Source organism: Bradyrhizobium sp. USDA 4353 (genome assembly GCF_054063215.1).
This window is the reverse complement of record NZ_JBSSGB010000001.1, coordinates 4,238,936-4,256,403: the sequence shown is the minus strand read 5'-3', so window position 1 is coordinate 4,256,403 and position 17,468 is coordinate 4,238,936. Positions and strand designations below refer to the sequence as shown.

Genomic DNA, 17,468 nt, shown 5'->3' with positions numbered 1-17,468 from the left:
TCACCTCGCCTGTCTGCGCCGCGCCGGCAGCCGCCCGAGCATCGGCCTGATGGCACTGACGATGGCCGCGACGAACTCATTGTCGTTGATGTGATGCGGCACGCGAATGATCCGCCGGGTCGACGTTTGCCGCACGGTCTGCTCGAGGCTGCGGAACAGCGCCTCGTCCGCCTCGCGATCGAAGAACGGCTGGCCCTGCACATCGAGCGCCGAGACGCCCTTGTCGGGCAGGAAGAACCGTACGGGCCCGTCCATGCGGTTGAGCCGCTCGCCGATCCAGCGCCCCATCTCCGCATTCTCGGCGGGCGTGGTGCGCATCAAGGTGACTTGCGGATTGTGGACGTGAAACTTGCGGCCGCGATAGCGCTCCGGAATCGTGTCCGGCGCGCCGAAATTGACCATGTCCAGCGCGCCGACCGAGCCGACATAGGGCACGCACGAGCGGATGATGGCGCCGAAGCGGTCCTCGGTGGCCGGAAACACGCCGCCCATCAGCAGATCGCAGACCTCGGTGGTGGTGAGATCGATGACGCCGGCGAGCATCCCGGAGTCGACCAACTTCTCCATCGAGCGGCCGCCGACACCAGTGGCGTGGAAGACGAGGCATTCGTAGTCGTCGCGCAGCTCGGCCGTGATCTTCTGCACGGCCGGCGTGGTGACGCCGAACATCGTGATGCCGATCGCGGGCCGCTGCTGTTTGCTGCGATCGACAAGAGCAGACTGCTGCTGCCGCGCCGTCACCATTCCAGCCAGCGCGTGCGCGCCATTGCTCAGCACTGCGCGCGAGATTGAGTTCAGCCCCTGCACGTCGGTGACCGAGTACATCATGGCGATGTCGGCTGGGCCGACATAGGCGCCGACATCTCCGGAGGCGACGGTCGAGACGATCAGCTTGGGCACGCCGACCGGCAGCTCGCGCATGCCCGGTGCCACGAGCGACGTGCCGCCGGAGCCGCCGGCCGAAATGATCCCGGCGACATTGTCCTGCCGGCGCAGCCAGCGGGCGAAGGCGTCGGCCATCGCGGTCACGGAAGCGCCGCGATCGGAGCCGAACACGACCGAGCCGCCGCGCGGATGATTGAGCGCGATCTCCTGCGCCGAGACGTCACAGTTCGTAGGCTTGCCGCTGGTCGAGACATCGACGAGCCGCGTGCGCAGGCCATGGCTCGCGATGATATCGCGGATGAAGCGCAGCTCCTCGCCCTTGGTGTCGAGCGTCCCGGCCACGATCACCGCCGGCGGCCCGGACGTGACCGGCGTTGTGCGCTCGCGGCCCGCGCGCGACGCCTCGTCGAGACGCGTGACGCTGGTGGAGACGGTCCGCGCCTTGGCCTCGATCTGCGCGATCGGCACCGGCTGCGACCAGCGCGTCGGCAGCACGGGATTGGAGACGTAGACCTTGACCGGCGCGACCTTCGGAATCGCCGGCGTCACGGCACGAGCGACCGGCTCCTCTCTCGCCTGCTCCGTGCCGAGATCGGTCTCGTCGCCCGCATGCTGGCCGACGCCGAGCAGGCGCTGCTGCAGCTCGCGGTCGGCGGCGAGCCGCGCGGAGTCGATGATGCGATTGATGCGACCGTTGACCATGATCGCGACGCGCGGCGAGATCGCGGTGGCGACGCCGATGTTCTGCTCGATCACCAGCACCGCCATCTCGCCATCCTGGCCGAGCCGGATCAGCATCTCCTCGACCTGGGCGACGATGACGGGTGCGAGTCCCTCGGTCGGCTCGTCCATGATCAGGAGCTGCGGATTGGTCAGCAGCGCGCGCGAGATCGCGAGCATCTGCTGCTCGCCGCCGGAGAGCTGGCCGCCGCCATTGTTGCGGCGCTCGGCGAGCCGCGGGAACGTCTCGTAGACCCGCTCGACCGTCCAGGCGCCGCGGCGCAGCCCGGCCGCCAGACGCAGATGCTCGTCGACGCTGAGCGAGCGCCAGAGACGCCGCCCCTGCGGCACATAGCCGACGCCGAGCCGCGCGATGCGCGCCGGATTGAGGCCGGTGATGTCATTGCCGCGCAGCCGCACCGAGCCGCCGGACGGCCGTAGCAGACCCATGATCGCCTTGCACAGCGTGGGTCTTGCCCATGCCGTTGCGGCCGACCAGCGAGAACACGCCGCTGTCCAAACGAAGATCGACGCCCTGCAACGCGTGGGAATGGCCGTAGTAAACGTCGAGGCCGCGAACCTCTAGCGCGGGCGCGGATCGGCTGCGGTCATTCATGGCCGCCTCCCAGATACAGCTCCTGCACCTCGGGATCGGACTCGATCTCGTGCGGCGCGCCCTCCTTGAAGATGCGGCCGTTGTGCATCATCGTCACGCTCTCGACGACGCGCAGCGCCACGTCCATGTCGTGCTCGATGATGATGTAGCCGATATGCGGGGGCAGCGATGTCAGGATCTCGACCAGCTCGCGCCGCTCGGTCGGCGACAGCCCCGCCGCCGGCTCGTCGAACAGGATGAACCGCGGGGCACCCGCGAGCGCCAGCGCTATCTCGAGCTGGCGCTGCTGGCCGTGGGCGAGCTCGGACACCAACTGATCGCGCACCGATGTCAGATGCACCGCCTCGATCAACCGCTCGGTCGCCTGCATCAGCGCGTCGTTAACACCAGGGCGCAGCATCGAGAACCGCGCGCGGGAGACGCCACGGCAGGCGAGATAGACGTTGTCGCGAACGGTCAGGCCGAGGAATAGCGCGGAGATCTGATAGGTCCGGCGCAGGCCACGGCGAATCCGCTCATAGGGCGGAAACGCGGTCACGTCCTCGCCGAAGAAGCGGATTGTCCCGGAGGTCGGCAGGAAGTCACCGGTGACGCAATTGAACAGCGTCGTCTTGCCGGCGCCGTTGGACCCGAGCACCGCGCGCCGCTCACCCGGCCTCACCGTGATGGTGATGTCGGTCAATGCCGCCAACGCGCCGAACATGCGCGTGACACCGCGTAGTTCAAGCGCAGCGGTCGAGCCGAGCGCCGAGAGCCTGTCCGCCACCCTATCCATGACCGTGACCTCCCGGCCGCGTCTCCTTAGCTTGGCCGCGCTTGCGCCAGCGCTCGTAGAGGCCGACGACACCGTCCGACGAGAAGAACACGATGACCAGGAAGCCGAGCCCGATCAGCAGCCGGAAACGGTTGCCATCGAGCCCGACCTTGACCAGGAAATCGAGTGCGAAGGTGCGCAGGATGACGAAGATGAAGGCGCCGATATAGGCGCCGACCGGCCGGGTCACGCCGCCGACGACTGCGACGATCAGGATGTCGATGCAGCGTTCGACAGCGACCGAGCCCGGCGAGATCTGCCGGTAGTTCCAGACCTGCAGCACGCCGCCAAGCCCTGCGATGAAGGCCGCGAAGGCATAGGCCGCGATCCGATGCGCATTGACGTTGAAGCCAAGCGCAGCCATACGCCGGGGATTGTCGCGCACGCCTTGCAGCGCCAGGCCGAACGGCGCGCGCGACAGATAGAGCACGGTAAAGTAACACAGCGCCGCCACCGCCAGGATCAAATAATAGAACGCGATATCCGTCCGCCAGTCGATGCCGAGAAAGTGCGGCGTCGCGATCGTGTTGATGCCGGTATGGCCGTTGAAGATCGCCCAGTTCTGGTTGGTGAAATAATAGAACGCCGCGCCGATCGCGAGCGTGATCATGATGGTGTAGATGCCCTCGGTGCGCACGGCGAGCGCGCCGCCGAGCGTTCCGAACAGCACGGCAAGCGCCAGCGCCATCGGCGTCGCCAGCCACCACGGCCAGCCCAGGCTGATAGTGGCGTTGCCGCTGACGCCGAACACGGCGACCATGTAGCCGGCAAAGCCAGCGATCGTGAGCTGCATCAGGCTGACCATGCCGCCATAGCCCGCCAGGAACATCAGGCTCAGCGCGATCGTGCCGAGGATGAGCGTCGTGCCGAAGATCTCGATCAGGAAGAAGCCGTTGGCGATGAGCGGCATGATGAGCAGCAAGGCTGCGACCGCCCAGGCCCAGGGATGCTCGGTCACCGACCAAGCCGCCGGCTGCGCCCCGGCGCTTCCTGACGCCAGCATGCCCTCCCTCGCCCGCGCGTCCTGGATCAGCGACATCTCATCGCCTCGCCAGGAGGCCCTGGGGCCGCAGCGCCAGCACCAGCACCATGATCAGGAACGTCACGACGATCGCGTAGGTCGGGATGTAGACGGAGCCGAGTTGCTCGGCGAGCCCGATGATGACAGCGCCGAGCGCCGCGCCCGGGATCGATCCCATGCCACCCACGATGACGACGACGAGCGAGGCCAGCAGGAAGCGGGTGTCCTCGCCCGGCGAGATCGATTGGAAGGTCCCGCCGACCACGCCTGCGATGCCCGCCAGTCCCGCGCCGAGCGCGAACACCAGGACGAAGATGAGCTGGATCTGCACGCCGGTCGCCGCCAGGATCTCACGATCATCGACGCCCGCGCGCACGATCATGCCGATCCGGGTGCGGTTCAGCGCGAGCCACATCAGCACGCCGATCGCCACCGAGCCGCAGAAGATCACGAGACGCACCAGCGGATATTGCAGGAACACAGCCTCGCCGGATGATCTCATCGCCGTCATCAGCGGCAATTGCACGGGGCCGATCAGCCAGGCCGGCGTCTGGATCTGATAGAAGTCACCGCCGAATGCCCACAGCATCAGATCGGCGAACACGATCGACAGGCCGATCGTCACCATGGTCTGCCGCAGATCCTGTCCCTCCATACGGCGAAACACCAGCAGCTGCAGCAGCACGCCGACGATCGCGACCACGATGAAGGCTGCGATGAAGGCCAGGATCCACGAGCCGGTCGCGGCCGAGACGCCGTAGCCGACATAGCCGCCGAACAGATACAGCGAGCCGTGCGCGAGATTGACGTTGCGCATCAGGCCGAAGATCAGGGTGAAGCCGCTCGCGACCAGAAAGTAGAGTCCGCCCAACGTGATGCCGTTGAACACGGCGCTCAGGAACACCTTCTTGCGGCCGATCGCCTCTTCGAGCCCCGGCGGCCACACCGCGATGATCAGCCAGGCGAGACAGGCGACGGCGAGCAGAATGACGAGAGACCAGATCGGGTGGCGCTCGATGAAACGGCTCATCAACATCCCCTCACGTCGAGGAGACCGGTGCCGTCGTCACGACGGCGTCGCGCGTGCAGCCGAACATCGCCGGTGATGCCGGCCATCGCTCGTCCTCCCTCGTCGGATCCCTTGCCGGATCACGTTGCGCCAAGACTAGCGGCGGACGAGAGCGCCTGTTTGATCGACAGTCTCTTTTCGCGCGATGCGCAGCAGCACGTCAGGCGCGCAGCACTTTTGCAGCGCGGCGATAATCGGTCGGCGCCATGCCGACATTGCCGGCAAAGAAGCGGGTGAAGCCGCTCTGCGACGAGAAGCCGAGATCGAAGCCGATATCGGCAATGGGCGCCTCGGTTGCGACGACCGCATCCAGCGCCCGCTCCATCAGCAGCGTGTTCAGATAGAGGTTCGGCGTCACCCCGGTCTGGCTGCGGAACAGGCGATAGAAATGCGGTCGCGACAGTCCCGACTCCCGCGCGATGTGATCGAGCTCGATCTCCGCACACGGACTGTCCGACATCAGCTTGATGCATTTGCGGACGCGAAAATCCGTCACCTCGGCGCTTGGCCGCTCGGGTGCCAGATCGGACACGCGCCAGCTCTCCTCATAGCAGCTGTCGATCAGCTGGCGCAGCTCGCCATCCAGGCAGCCGAGCGATGGCGCGCCGCAAACCAGCGCTGCGGTGCGGCGGATGCAGCGGTCGAGCGCGGCCGTGCGGCGGAAGCAGGTTCGCCCGAACCTCAGGCCTTCGCGCAGCGCCGGCGGCGCGAACCATTCGGCATTGACATAGAGCACGAAGAAGATTGCGCCGTTGTCGATATCGTTCGGCAGGAAGTTATGTGGTTCCCATGGATTGACCGCGACGATCGAGTCCTCCCCGATGACATGGCGCTGATCGCAGACATCGATGTTGGCCGGGGTTCCGCCGACGTGAAAGATGAGATGCCCCTCGCGATGGGCATGCACATTGAACGGCCGATTGAGCTGATAGACCGTCGCGCGACCGAAGCGAGCATGAAAGACGGCAAGCGCCCTACTCATCACTTCCCCACCGATATGACTTTTTGATTATGCGTCAGCGTCGGCCATTGCTCCGCAGAAAGCAAGAGACGCGACGACGCGGCCGGCGAAAGTCTCCGGCCGCGCGAGTTGCTGGTCTCTATTGGTCAGTACTTCTTACATTCAGGCACGGTGCGGCTCGGCAGGCCGATCTTGGCGAAGGTCGCCGCGTCATAGCCCAGCGTCTGGTTAACGTCCGGAATGACCTTCACGACCTTGCTGAACAGCGCGCCCTTGCCGTCATCGACCACCTCGGTGACGAAGTTGGTGCCGATCGCCTGACGGTTGGAGTCGAGCTTGATCTTGCCGTTGGGCGCGTCGATCTCGATCTTGGCCAGCGCCGCCTTCAGCTTCGACTGATTGTCGGAGAGATCGCCATTGACCTCCCGCAGCGCCAGAATCAGCGCCATGGTCGAGCCGTAATAGTTGGTGGCGAGCAGCGACGGGCTCGGGAAGCGCTTCTCCGGCGGGAACGAATCCTGATAGGCCTTGACGAACTTCTGCCAGCGCGGGTCCTCCCAGGTGTCGGCCTGGCCCGAGGCTGCGATGGTGCCGATCAGCGCGTTCTTGGCGTTGCCCTTGGACGACAGGATGGTCTGGTCGATCATGATCGAGCCGCCCATCAGATGCGCCTTGCCTCCGGCCTGCTGGTACTGATTAAGAAAGTTCACGGCGTCGGCGCCGCCGAGACCGAGATAGATGGCATCGACATCGTCGGGCAGCGCAGCAATCACCGAGGCAAAATCCTTGGTGCCGAGCGGGACCCATTGCCGGCTGGTGATCTTGCCGCCGGCTCCGCAGAACTCCAATGCCAGGCCGAACACCTGGGTGTAGATGAAGGAATAGTCCTCGCCGACCGTCGCAATCTTGCGGTATCCCTTAGTGTCGTAGGCATATTTGCCGAGGCCGACCTGCCACTGCGCGCCGTCCATGTTGAAGCGGAAGAAGTTCGGCGCCGGATCGACATAGGTCGTCTCTTGCGCGCCGGAGGCGGCGTTGACGAAAGTCAGCTCCGGATGAGTCTTGGCGAAGTTCTTGACCGCGATGCCTTCATCGCCCGACAGCGGCGACAGCAGGATCTGCACCTTGTCCTGCTCGATCAGCTTGCGCACGGCGCGCACCGCCGAGTCCGGCGTGGCATCGGTCGAGGCGACGACGAACTCCAGCTCCTTGTCGCCGATTTTCTTGCCGAGCACGTTCAGCGCAGTCACGTGGCCGCGCATGCCGTCCTCCCCGAGGACGGTGTATGTCCCTTCGAGCGTCGCGGTGACCCCGACCTTGATCTTCTCCTGAGCAAACGCCGCCGTGCCGGACAGCAAAAGCGCCGTAACCACGGCGAACCCCACGCGTCGCATGTGCATCGAACTCCTCCCTTGTCGCCCATTGCTGGCGCACACGATTGTGCCGGCCAGTCGTTGCTGGCCGTGTTGGCGGCAGGCCTCACCGTCCATCACCAAGTCTGGCAAGGGAGTGAGCCTCCATCGCCATGAAGGCTAGCGGACGCCACGCTGCACCGGGTCTCGCCGACAGCTGCCATCTTGACGGGCAGTCTCATTTTCCTCGATGCGACGCAAAAATGCCGCCGTGATAGCGCTGACATCGGGATGCGGCAGGACGCTGCCTGACTCGGACCCATGTGAGGCATCAACGAAGCGTTCGAGGCGTCATCCCCTTCGCATCCACCCGCAAACACGCACCTGCGCCGGTAATTGACAGCGCTGTCATTGGCCAGTATCGCTGCGATCGTTGAGACGACGAGCGGCGCTCGAACAACCTCCGACAACAAGTGAGGCGTCTCGCACATGCGTCAATGATTGGCGCTGCAACAATGGGGAGGTCACCAATGTCTTCCAAATCGATCGTGGCGCGCTGCCTGGCAACCTGCGCATCGCTGGTGCTGGTCTCGGCGTTCGCCAGCAAGGCGCTTGCAGAGCCGGAGATGGTCAAGGGTCCCGCGGCGGAGCCCGAATGCATGGTGCCGTGGACCGGCGACACCAAGTTCTTCAAATATCCCGCCAAGAAGGGCCCCTATCGCATCGCGCTTGCGAACGGCTACATCGCCAACACCTGGCGCATCCAGATGATCCAGACGGCGAAGGCCTATGCAGCGCAGCCCGAGGTCAAGGCCAAGCTGAAGGAGTTCAAGGTGGTCTCGACCGGCGAGGACGTGCCGGCGCAAATCTCGGCGATCAACAACTTCATCGACTCCGGCTATGACGCCATCGTCGTCAACGCGCAGAACCCGACGGCGTTCGGCCCGGTGATCAAGCGCGCCAAGCAGGCCGGCGTCATCCTCGTCGCCTTCGACAACATTCTCGCGACCGAAGATGCGATCAACGTCAATGTCGACCAGAAGGGCCTCGGCGAGCTCTGGGCGAAGTGGCTGGTCAAGAACGTGCCTGATGGTGGCAAGGTGCTCGAAGTGCGCGGCGTCGCCGGCACCTCGGTCGACACCGATCGGCACAACGGTTTCCAATCCGTCCTGAGCAGCTCGGGAAAGAAGTGGCAGACCACCGAGGTCGTCGGCAAATGGGATGACGGCGTCGCCCAGAAGGCCACGGCCGATGCGATCGCGACCAATGGTCCCTTCGACGCGATCTCCGGCCAGGGCGGTGACACCGGCATCGTGCAGGCGATGCTCGACGCCAAGCACAAGATGGTGCCGTTCGGCGGCGAGACCGAGAACGGCTTCCGCAAATTCTGCGCCGCCAAGTCATCCGAAGGCTTGAAGTGCTCCTCGGCCGGCACCGGCCCGGCGCAGGTCGCCGTCGCGATCAAGGTCGCGCTCGCGGCTCTCGAAGGCAAGGTGGTGCCGCAATCGGTCAAGCTGCCGCTGGCGGTCGTCGAGGATCCCAACTTCAAGAAGGACATCGACTACTTCCCGTCTCAGTCCGACAATTTCTTCGTCGGCAACTCCTTCCCGACCTGCGGCATCAACTTCACAGCGCAGGAGATCATGGGCCAGTCGAAGGAAAACCAGTAGGCCAATACGAGGCCAAGCCGCCGCGCCATGCAATGGATGGCGCGGCGGATCGGATATGACTGTCGCGCCAGCGCTGAGGAAGAGAATATCATGATCGCGGCCGAGCCGCTGTTTCGCGCCGAAGGATTGTCCAAGCGCTATGGCGGCGTCGTCGCGCTCGACCGAGCGGATCTCGAGGTTCACCCCGGGCGCATCCACGCCATTCTCGGCGAGAACGGCGCCGGCAAGTCGACCTTGATCAAGCTCATGGTCGGCGTGGTCGCGCCGGACGAAGGCCGCATGACGCTCGGGGGACGCGAGGTCGCTTTCTCCAATCCGTCCGCAGCCAACGACGCCGGGATCGTCTGCATCTTCCAAGAGCTGTCGCTGATCCCGGATCTGTCTGTCGCCGACAACATCATGATCTCTCATCCGCCGACGCGGCTCGGCATGATCGATCGGCGCGCCCAGCGGCGCATCGCCGAGGAGGCGCTGCATCGCGCCGGCGCCGGCGACATCCATCCGCGCGCGCTGGTCAGGGACTTGCCGTTGTCGCGCCGGCAGATGGTCGAGATCGCGAAGGCGTTGGCACGGCAGCCGAAGATCCTGATCCTCGACGAGGCCACATCGGCGCTGACGGCCTCCGACGTCACCAAGGTGTTCGATGTGCTCAAGCGCCTGCGCAGCGAGGGCCTCGCGCTGCTCTACATCTCGCACCGCATGCACGAGATCGCCGAGCTCGCCGATGATTGCAGCGTGTTCCGCAACGGCCGCCGGATCTCGACGTTCACCGCCGGCAGCAAGACGGACGCCGAGGTGATCGAGCTGATGATCGGCCGCGAATACAAGCATGTCTTTCCGGACAAACCGGCGCGCCAACCCGACGGCCGCACGCCGACGCTGGAATGCAGGAAGCTCGGCTGGGGCGACCGGCTCAAGGAGATCTCCTTCTCGCTACATGGAGGCGAGATCATCGGCCTCGGCGGACTTCGACGGCCAGGGCCAGCGCGAATTGCTGCTGGCGCTGTTCGGCGTGCTCCGCGACACCAGCGGCGAGATTCTGATCGATGGCGACAAGGTCGCGATCGACAGTCCGGTCGCGGCCAAATCCGAGCGCATCGGCCTCGCGCTGATTCCGGAGGACCGCAAGACCGAGGGGCTGATGCTGCCGATGTCGGTGCGCGACAATCTCTCGGCCGCCGCCTTCGACCGCTTCGCGCGATTCGGCGTCATCGACCGGCAGCGCCAATCGGCCCTGATCGACGAGATGATCCGCCTGATCGAGATCAAGACCGCCTCGCCTGACCTCCCCGTCAGCGCGCTGTCCGGCGGCAACCAGCAGAAGGTGGTGATCGCGAAATGGCTGATGAACAAGCCGCGCATCATTCTTCTCAACGACCCCACGCGCGGCATCGACGTCGGCACCAAGCAGGAGATCTACCGGCTGCTGCGCCGCCTCGCCGACGAGGGCGCCGCCATCCTGCTCTACTCCACCGACTATGACGAGCTGATCGGCTGCTGTGACCGCGTGCTGGTGATGTATGACGGCGCCGTCAGGCGCGAGCTCGCGGGCGCTGGGATCACCGAGCGCGCGCTGGTCAGCAGCGCCCTCAACGTCGACGACAGCGAACCGGCGGAAGCGAGTCTGGCATGACCGAGTGGCGGTACTGGCTCGCCGAGCAGCGCGGCACCTTGCTCGCGATCGGCATCTTCGTGGCGATGTTCCTGATCTATGCGACCAACCATCCGGCCGGCTTCAGCGCCAACATGGTGCAGACCGCCTCCAACAAGGCGACCCTGCTCGCCTTCGTCGCGATGGCGCAGGCCATCGTGGTGATCACCGCCGGCATCGATCTCTCGGTCGGCATGATCCTGACGCTCACCAACTGCCTCGCCTCCTGGATCGTCGTCGGCACCGCCACAGAGACTGCGCTCGGCGTCGCCGGCGTGCTCGGCACCGGGCTTCTGTGCGGCATGATCAACGGCGCGATCGTGATCTTCGGCCGGCTGCAACCGATCGTGACGACGATCGCCACCGGCGCGATGTATTACGGCGTGGCGCTGATGCTCAGGCCCAATCCGGGCGGCTCCGTCAATGAGACGCTGGCCGATGCGCTGACGGGACGCTTGTTCGGCGTGCTGCCGACCAGTCTCGTGGCGCTGGCCGCGACGGCGGCTCTGATCTGGGTGCCCTATAGCCGCTCGGTCATCGGCCGCGCCGCCTTCGCAACCGGCTCGTCGGAGGTCGCCGCCTACATGTCCGGCGCACCGATCCGCGGCGCCAAGTTCATGGCCTACACGCTCGCAGGCCTGTTGTCGGCGATCGGCGGCCTGTTCCTCACCTTCTTCTCCTACACCGGCGAGGCCGCCTATGCGAGCGGCAATGCCTATACGTTGTTCTCGATCGCGGCGGTGGTGCTCGGCGGCGTGTCGCTGATGGGCGGCCGCGGCAGCGCGATCGGCGCGATCTTCGGTGCGCTGGCCTTCCGCACCATCGGCGATCTCCTGTTCGTGTTCGACTTCGATCCGCTGTGGCAGCCGCTGTTCCAGGGGATCGTGCTGATGCTTGCGGTCTCGATTGGCGCGTTCGGCCTGCTGCGCATACGCAATCGGCTGGAGTGGTTCGGATGAGCGACGCAACGGCAACCCGGCCGGCCTCTCGTGGCGCTGGCCTGCTGCGCCGGATCGATCCGGCGGTAGCCGCCTCGTTCGGCTGCATCCTGCTGTTGCTGCTGGTCGGCAGTCTCTATTCGCGCAGCTTCCTGTCGCCGGACTACCTACTGCAGCAGCTGAAGGTCGCGAGCTTCCTCGGCGTGATCGCCACCGGCATGATGCTCGTGATCCTGCTCGGCCAGATCGATCTGTCCGTGCCGTGGGTCGTGACATCGGGCGCGATGATGGCCTGCGCCGCCGCTGCGCATGGCACGACCGGCGCCATCCTTGCGATCCCCTGCGGCATCCTCTGCGGCGCCGCGATCGGCGTGCTCAACGGCATCGGCGTCGCTTATCTGCGCATCCCCTCGATGATCATCACGCTGGCCACCAACGCGGTCGCGCAAGGGCTGATGGTCGCCTACACCGGCGGCTTTGCGCCGCAAGATTCCGCGTCGAAGGCGATGCGCTATCTCGCCACCGGCCATGCCGTGCCCGGCCTTCCCAACGCCGTGCTGGCCTGGGCGATCATCGGCGGCGCCGCGATCTGGCTGCTGTCGCGCACCACCTTCGGCCGCGCCATCTACGCCATCGGCAATCGCGAGCGCGCCGCCTATCTCTCGGGCATCGATACGCGCCGGATCACGATGCTGGCCTTCGCATTGTCCGGCGCCCTCTCCGCCTTCGGCGGCGTGCTGCTCGCGGGCTATGCGTCGAAGGCGGCGCAGTCGATGGGCGATGCCTATCTGCTGCCCTCGATCGCCGCCGTCGTGCTCGGCGGCACGCATATCCTCGGCGGCCGCGGCAGCTATCTCGGCACCATCGCCGGCGTCATCCTGATCACGCTGCTGCAGTCGATCCTGTCGGTGATGCAGATCAGCGAAGCCGGCCGCCAGCTGATCTACGGCGCGGTGATCATCCTGATGCTGCTGATCTACGGCCGCCAGAAGGTGTGAGCCCGCCGGCAGGACCCAGCTCACGCGCCGCAGGCTCCAGCCGCCTGCCGCCCTGCCGTCGTTTGAATGACAATTGCATTTTGAAATTGCATTTGACGCGCTTGGCAACGACGGCAGGCGACCACATCGACTGGCTCACCATCTCGCTGGTACTCACGATCGAACCGGGCTGGATCACTATGCCCGAGTTACCTCCGTTCGCGACCGTTCGCGCAGACATCCCGGCTCGGCAGCCATGGGCCAAAAGCTGAAGTGGACATTATTCGCCGCGCTGTCCAAATTGGACCAAGCGGCAGTTGTTTCCGACATAGATTGGATGTGGCGCAAATCTGAGACGATGTTTCAAAGCTGTGACCAATCGGAGTTTCCATGGCGATATTGTTGGATGAGCTGGTGGGCTGGTGGAAGCTTGGCGACGTGTGGCATGAATGTAAAACTGAGCCTCGTAATAACCCGTTCGGTGGCTGGCCGACCGGATCGCTTGTTTTTACGGACGACCGCCGGATGATGTTAGTTATTCTCGGGAGCACTTCGACCGCACACGCGCCAAGTTACGACTTTGAGGCCCACTCCGGCCGCTTCGTGCTCGACGGGTCTGCAATCATCACCACCATTGAGTTTTCTTCGAGAGTGCAATGGATGCACGAGGAGCTAAAGTATTGCGTCTCGTTGGGTCATAATGGCCGCAGCTTGTGTCTGACGTCTCGTCAGACAGGACCACTTTATGATGGCGCTCCTTTCATCTCCGCGTCTAATTGGTTTCGGATGCGGTAACAACAATTTACAATACTCGATCGGCCATGAGCGCTGGCGAATGGTCTAAATTGGGCACACCGCAATGTCCGTTCCGGGTCAAAGACTGAAATTCTCATGCCGAGCAAATCTCTTCTGCACAACTTCGAACAACCGACATGGCACGGCCTGATGGCTTCTCTCGGCCGGGCCGTCGGCTGTCCTTCCGAAATGGGTTGGCGCTATGGTCGGTGTATCCCAGATAACTGCCGTCTTGCCGCAGTGCCGCAAGTCGGCAGCCATGTGCCACTAGCAGACCTCGATAGCCCAGCGGAAGCCGCATTTCCGAATAGATTGAACCGGTCTATAAGCGATATCGGACAGAAGCCGAACACCGGCTTCAGCGACTCTGGCCTGCTTTCCGGGAAGGTTGCCTCAGGATTGAATGAGCGAGAAATTTCGAATTGCAATTAGAGGCGGTGTCGGCGCGAGTCATGGCCATTGAAATCGCGTTGTTCAACGCATTGCGCCGGTTACCAATCGAAATCGAAGCCGAAATAAGGAACGGCATCGACGACGGAATCGCTGCGATGAAGCAAAAGACTTCAGTCGACCAGGTCGGGATCGTTGCGATTTTGGATCCCTACACCTCGCCTGAAACGGGTCTTGGCGGTCGTCATTACGGCCCCGACGCCATGGAAATCTGGATCGACGAAGAGAACCCGAAGCTAAGGATCGATACTCGTCGCAATACCGCGATTGTTGTCGTTCACGAACTACACCATGTGCTGCGGGCTCGGAAGTGCCCATGGAGATGGTATGATTTGTGTGCCGGAGAGGTCGTCGTTCGCGAAGGCCTGGCTGTTCATTGCGAGGCCTTCACCGGCTTTCCTGAGTCGCTGAACGTGCGCGGCGTTAGTGGCGAGCAACTCATTTCCCTGATTGACAGACTTTCGCCTATCATCGGCGACCCGAAAGCCGACTGGCATTGGATCTATCAACTCAATGACCTGCCCTCCCATGTGATGAAGGCCATGTATCCGCTGGGGCATCAGATCGTCGGTCGATACTTCAAGGAAACAGGTAAAAATCCGATCGAGGCCATGCACACGCCTTGGCAGGACATCTGGCAGATAGGAAAACCGGCCGGCGCGTGACGAAGCGCAATTGACTTGGCTCCGCAGCGGCCAACGCACTCAATCGGCGAGTTGCCCGGCCGGCTTGATCGGCACGATACCGTAGTTTCGGTAAAGCTCTTCGAGAGGACGCCAATCCGCCAGCACCGTCCGATACATCCACCGATAATAGCGCTTGTTGCGCGCGATCTCTTCGACGCGCTCCCGTCCGGCAAACGGGGAGGTCACCTCGATCTCCAGCCAATTCACCAGCAGATGCTGATAGGTCGAGTATTCGTCGTTTGCTCCCTCCGGAAATCCGACAGGTGCCGCCGGATAGCGGCGCTTCAACTCGGCGATAAGGGGCGAGCCGTCATCCGCACTCTTCAACCTAGTCAGATACCAATGCATCTGCTCGCGCAGATACTCGCAGAGGATCTCGCTTGGATCGTAGAGCTCGGCGTTCAGCGTCAAGGTCGGATGGCTGCGGGGTATCGAGGTCGGCGAAACTCGCAGATGATTGGTGTACTCGAAGGGACGCAGGTCGTGCTCTGCCTGCCATCGTTTGATGCATTCGATGATCTTTTCCGCTCTCGATTGCGCCAGGGACAGGTCGATCGAGTAGCTGAAGCCATCGTTCACTGCACCATTTCCTGAGCTGCATTGTTTCCCGTTCTATCGCAGCACGCGAGCGAGGCCAAGTCTGGTTCGGGTCACGAGCTGCCCTCACGAACGAGCTAGCGTCACGGCCTGTGTACCTCCGATAGTTGCCGACTTGGTGCAGCGCCGCAAGTCGGCAGCCTCCGGACTATTCACGGCATGGTCGGGCGGACCAGTCGCATCCGCAATTCGCCCTCCTCGGACCTTTCGGGCGAAGACAAAGACGTTCGTTTGCTGAGCTTGACCGGACATGCTCATCGAGACAAGCGCAGGCCAGGCGCGCGGCTGTCGCCAAGACCTCCGGCACCCCTGCGCCAAAAATCTGATTTCTCTCACCGCCTCAAGCCCATCACCCCTGTCCAGTCCTTTCGCGAAAAATATTCTTCTTTCGTTTTTTCGAAAATCATGATTGTCTAGGCGCATCCCGTCCCGCCGAGGGGCGCTTCGCGGTCGTCACGAAACGTGGGTGCGGGATGCGGTGGGCGCATTGGATTCGCAGCGTGACCTGTCATGCGGACGAACGAGCCCGATGCGCCGGCGAAATCGTAGGGTCCTGGCCTCCCGAAGCTGAGGTCAAGCGGATGGTGACGATGATCCGTCCGTGACGGGGGCAAGACAGCCGGTCCCCGGGGAGAGGACGTATAAGCCGCTAAAACCATCGCGCGGGGAATGCCGGGATGTCTCGGCTGAACCTGTGGTGACTGCCGCCAGCATTTTCTTTCGCTGGCGGGCCATGGGTGCGGCCAGCGCCCGGCATTCCCTGCGCCCTCGATTTGCAGAGGGTCGAGAGATCGCACAGCTCGGACGCATCAGGCGCCGCGAGGCCGGACCATCGTGGTCTGACGGATCGCGTTTCGATCAAGCGCCAACCAGAACCCGACCAAGCAAGCGCGCCGGGGGGTTCGAGAGGAGATGGACCCAGCCTATGACTCCGTCAGAAGTCCGCGACCTTGGTGCCGCCATGCCGTGCAAAGCGCTCGGGTGCATAGGCCCGGGGATCGACGATCGGCGTCGCAGCGGTGACGAGATCGGCGATGAGATGACCGGCCCCCGGGCCGATGCCGAAGCCATGGCCGCTGAAGCCGGCGGCGACGATCAGGCCGGGCAGCGCGGCAAGCTCGCCGATCGCGGGCACGCCGTCCGGTGTGGAATCGATATAGCCCGCCCAGGTCGCCGTCACCTGGCTCTGCTTCAGCGCCGGCAGCAGCTCGAGCGCGCGTGCATGCATCAGGCGGATCGAGGCGCCGTCCGGCTTGGGATCGAGGATGCGGGTGACCTCCATCGGAGTCGTCTCATCGAGCCGCCAGCGGCCGAGCGTCTCGTGTCCGGAGCGCAGGCCTTCGAGACCGCCCGGCAGCAAGCTACGCCAGCGCTTGGCGAACATCGGCAGGAAGTGCGGCGCGAAGCGCAGCTGCTGCGGGGTCGGATCGACGCGACCGCGTCCGCTGATCGCGACCGTATGTCCGCCATCGCCGCGCCTGGTGATGGAGACGGCGGCGGTGTGCAGCGCCGGCGGCAACGGCTCCGCCGAGGGCGACAGCGCGAGCGCGGAGGCGCGGATCGAGGCCATCGGAAGTGCGACGCCCAGTTGATGGCAGAACGACGACGCCCAGGCGCCCGCCGACAGCACCGCAACCGGCGTGCGGATCGTGCCGCGCTCGGTGACGACGGCCGAGAGTCGTCCGCCGCTGGTCTCGACGCCGCGCACCGCGCACATCTGATGCACCGTGCCGCCCTGCTTCAGGATCGCACGCGCCACCGCCGGCGCGGCATCGGCGGGGCTGGCGGTGCCGTCGGTCGGCGAGAGCACGCCGCCCTTCCAGCTGCGCCCGGTGGCAGCACCACGCTCGCTGGCCTGGCGGCTGTCCAGCATGTGCGTGGTGACGCCGGCCGTCTTGGCGAACTCGCCCCAGCGCGCCCAGCCGGCGAGCTCGGCCTCGTCATTGCTGAGATAGAACAGGCCACAACGCGAGAAGCCGGTCGTCTCGCCGCTTTCGGCGGCAAAGCGCTCCCAGAGGTCGAGGCTCAAGGTCGCCATCGGCAGCTCGCGCGCATCACGGTTCTGCTGCCGGCACCAGCCCCAATTGCGGCTCGACTGCTCGGCGCCGATCCGCCCCTTCTCGATCAATGCGACCGCGAGCCCGCGCCGCGCGAGATAATAGGCAGTGAACACGCCGATGATGCCGCCGCCGATGACAACGGCGTCTGCACGCTCGGGCAGCGTTGGCGATGTCTCGACGTGCACCAGGGGGGCGGGCATCTGCGT

General features: G+C 64.5%; 14 protein-coding genes and 1 pseudogene. 6 read left to right on the top strand and 9 right to left on the bottom strand.

Translation table 11 applies throughout. The annotated features are described in order from the left end of the window. From ACVILH_RS19050 to ACVILH_RS19020, 7 genes are all read right to left on the bottom strand, one after another. The gene (locus tag ACVILH_RS19050; RefSeq protein WP_456714256.1) at nucleotides 1-2,055 is read right to left on the bottom strand and encodes a Tm-1-like ATP-binding domain-containing protein; all 2,055 of its coding nucleotides are present in this window, start codon (nucleotides 2,053-2,055) and stop codon (nucleotides 1-3) included. Then, nucleotides 2,006-2,221, bottom strand: a complete 216-nt coding sequence (locus ACVILH_RS19045) for a hypothetical protein (protein WP_456714255.1) — start codon at nucleotides 2,219-2,221, stop codon at nucleotides 2,006-2,008. The genes ACVILH_RS19050 and ACVILH_RS19045 overlap by 50 nt, the downstream gene beginning before the upstream one ends. Beyond that, on the bottom strand, nucleotides 2,214-2,996 hold the full coding sequence (locus ACVILH_RS19040; RefSeq protein ID WP_456714254.1) for an ABC transporter ATP-binding protein: 783 nt from the start codon (nucleotides 2,994-2,996) through the stop codon (nucleotides 2,214-2,216). The genes ACVILH_RS19045 and ACVILH_RS19040 overlap by 8 nt, the downstream gene beginning before the upstream one ends. Next, nucleotides 2,989-4,074, bottom strand: a complete 1,086-nt coding sequence (locus ACVILH_RS19035; RefSeq protein ID WP_456714253.1) for a branched-chain amino acid ABC transporter permease — start codon at nucleotides 4,072-4,074, stop codon at nucleotides 2,989-2,991. The genes ACVILH_RS19040 and ACVILH_RS19035 overlap by 8 nt, the downstream gene beginning before the upstream one ends. 1 nt (nucleotide 4,075) lies before the next feature. Then, the gene (locus ACVILH_RS19030; protein ID WP_456714252.1) at nucleotides 4,076-5,086 is read right to left on the bottom strand and encodes a branched-chain amino acid ABC transporter permease; all 1,011 of its coding nucleotides are present in this window, start codon (nucleotides 5,084-5,086) and stop codon (nucleotides 4,076-4,078) included. Between the two features lie 199 nt (nucleotides 5,087-5,285). Next, nucleotides 5,286-6,107: an AraC family transcriptional regulator gene (locus ACVILH_RS19025; protein WP_456714251.1), complete on the bottom strand. Its 822-nt coding sequence runs from the start codon at nucleotides 6,105-6,107 to the stop codon at nucleotides 5,286-5,288. Between the two features lie 125 nt (nucleotides 6,108-6,232). Continuing rightward, the gene (locus ACVILH_RS19020; RefSeq protein ID WP_456714250.1) at nucleotides 6,233-7,486 is read right to left on the bottom strand and encodes an ABC transporter substrate-binding protein; all 1,254 of its coding nucleotides are present in this window, start codon (nucleotides 7,484-7,486) and stop codon (nucleotides 6,233-6,235) included. Nucleotides 7,487-7,968: 482 nt separating this feature from the next. Here ACVILH_RS19020 and ACVILH_RS19015 point away from each other — a divergent pair, with 482 nt between their 5' ends. The 6 genes and pseudogenes from ACVILH_RS19015 (at nucleotide 7,969) to ACVILH_RS18990 (ending at nucleotide 14,584) form a co-directional block, all read left to right on the top strand. Continuing rightward, nucleotides 7,969-9,108, top strand: a complete 1,140-nt coding sequence (locus ACVILH_RS19015; protein WP_456714249.1) for a sugar ABC transporter substrate-binding protein — start codon at nucleotides 7,969-7,971, stop codon at nucleotides 9,106-9,108. A 90-nt stretch (nucleotides 9,109-9,198) separates the two neighbouring features. Next, nucleotides 9,199-10,741 (top strand): annotated as a pseudogene (locus tag ACVILH_RS19010) (sugar ABC transporter ATP-binding protein). Further along, a complete protein-coding gene (locus ACVILH_RS19005) occupies nucleotides 10,738-11,718 on the top strand; it encodes an ABC transporter permease (protein ID WP_456714248.1) in 981 nt (326 codons plus the stop codon). The pseudogene ACVILH_RS19010 and the gene ACVILH_RS19005 overlap by 4 nt, the downstream one beginning before the upstream one ends. Then, nucleotides 11,715-12,695, top strand: coding sequence for an ABC transporter permease (locus ACVILH_RS19000; protein WP_456714247.1), 981 nt, complete (start codon nucleotides 11,715-11,717; stop codon nucleotides 12,693-12,695). Before ACVILH_RS19005 ends, ACVILH_RS19000 begins: the two co-directional genes overlap by 4 nt. Before the next feature lie 369 nt (nucleotides 12,696-13,064). Then, the gene (locus ACVILH_RS18995) at nucleotides 13,065-13,469 is read left to right on the top strand and encodes a hypothetical protein (RefSeq protein ID WP_456714246.1); all 405 of its coding nucleotides are present in this window, start codon (nucleotides 13,065-13,067) and stop codon (nucleotides 13,467-13,469) included. A 452-nt stretch (nucleotides 13,470-13,921) separates the two neighbouring features. Beyond that, nucleotides 13,922-14,584 carry a DUF2268 domain-containing putative Zn-dependent protease gene (locus ACVILH_RS18990; protein ID WP_456714245.1) on the top strand — a complete coding sequence of 221 codons (663 nt, stop codon included), beginning with the start codon at nucleotides 13,922-13,924 and terminating at the stop codon, nucleotides 14,582-14,584. Nucleotides 14,585-14,623: 39 nt separating this feature from the next. On the opposite strand, the gene ACVILH_RS18985 is transcribed toward ACVILH_RS18990, so the two are convergent. Together ACVILH_RS18985 and ACVILH_RS18980 are read right to left on the bottom strand one after the other, a co-directional pair. Next, a complete protein-coding gene (locus ACVILH_RS18985) occupies nucleotides 14,624-15,184 on the bottom strand; it encodes a hypothetical protein (RefSeq protein ID WP_456714244.1) in 561 nt (186 codons plus the stop codon). 952 nt (nucleotides 15,185-16,136) lie between these two features. Continuing rightward, complete coding sequence (locus ACVILH_RS18980) at nucleotides 16,137-17,462, bottom strand: NAD(P)/FAD-dependent oxidoreductase (RefSeq protein ID WP_456714243.1); 1,326 nt, start codon at nucleotides 17,460-17,462, stop codon at nucleotides 16,137-16,139. Nucleotides 17,463-17,468 lie beyond the last annotated feature (6 nt).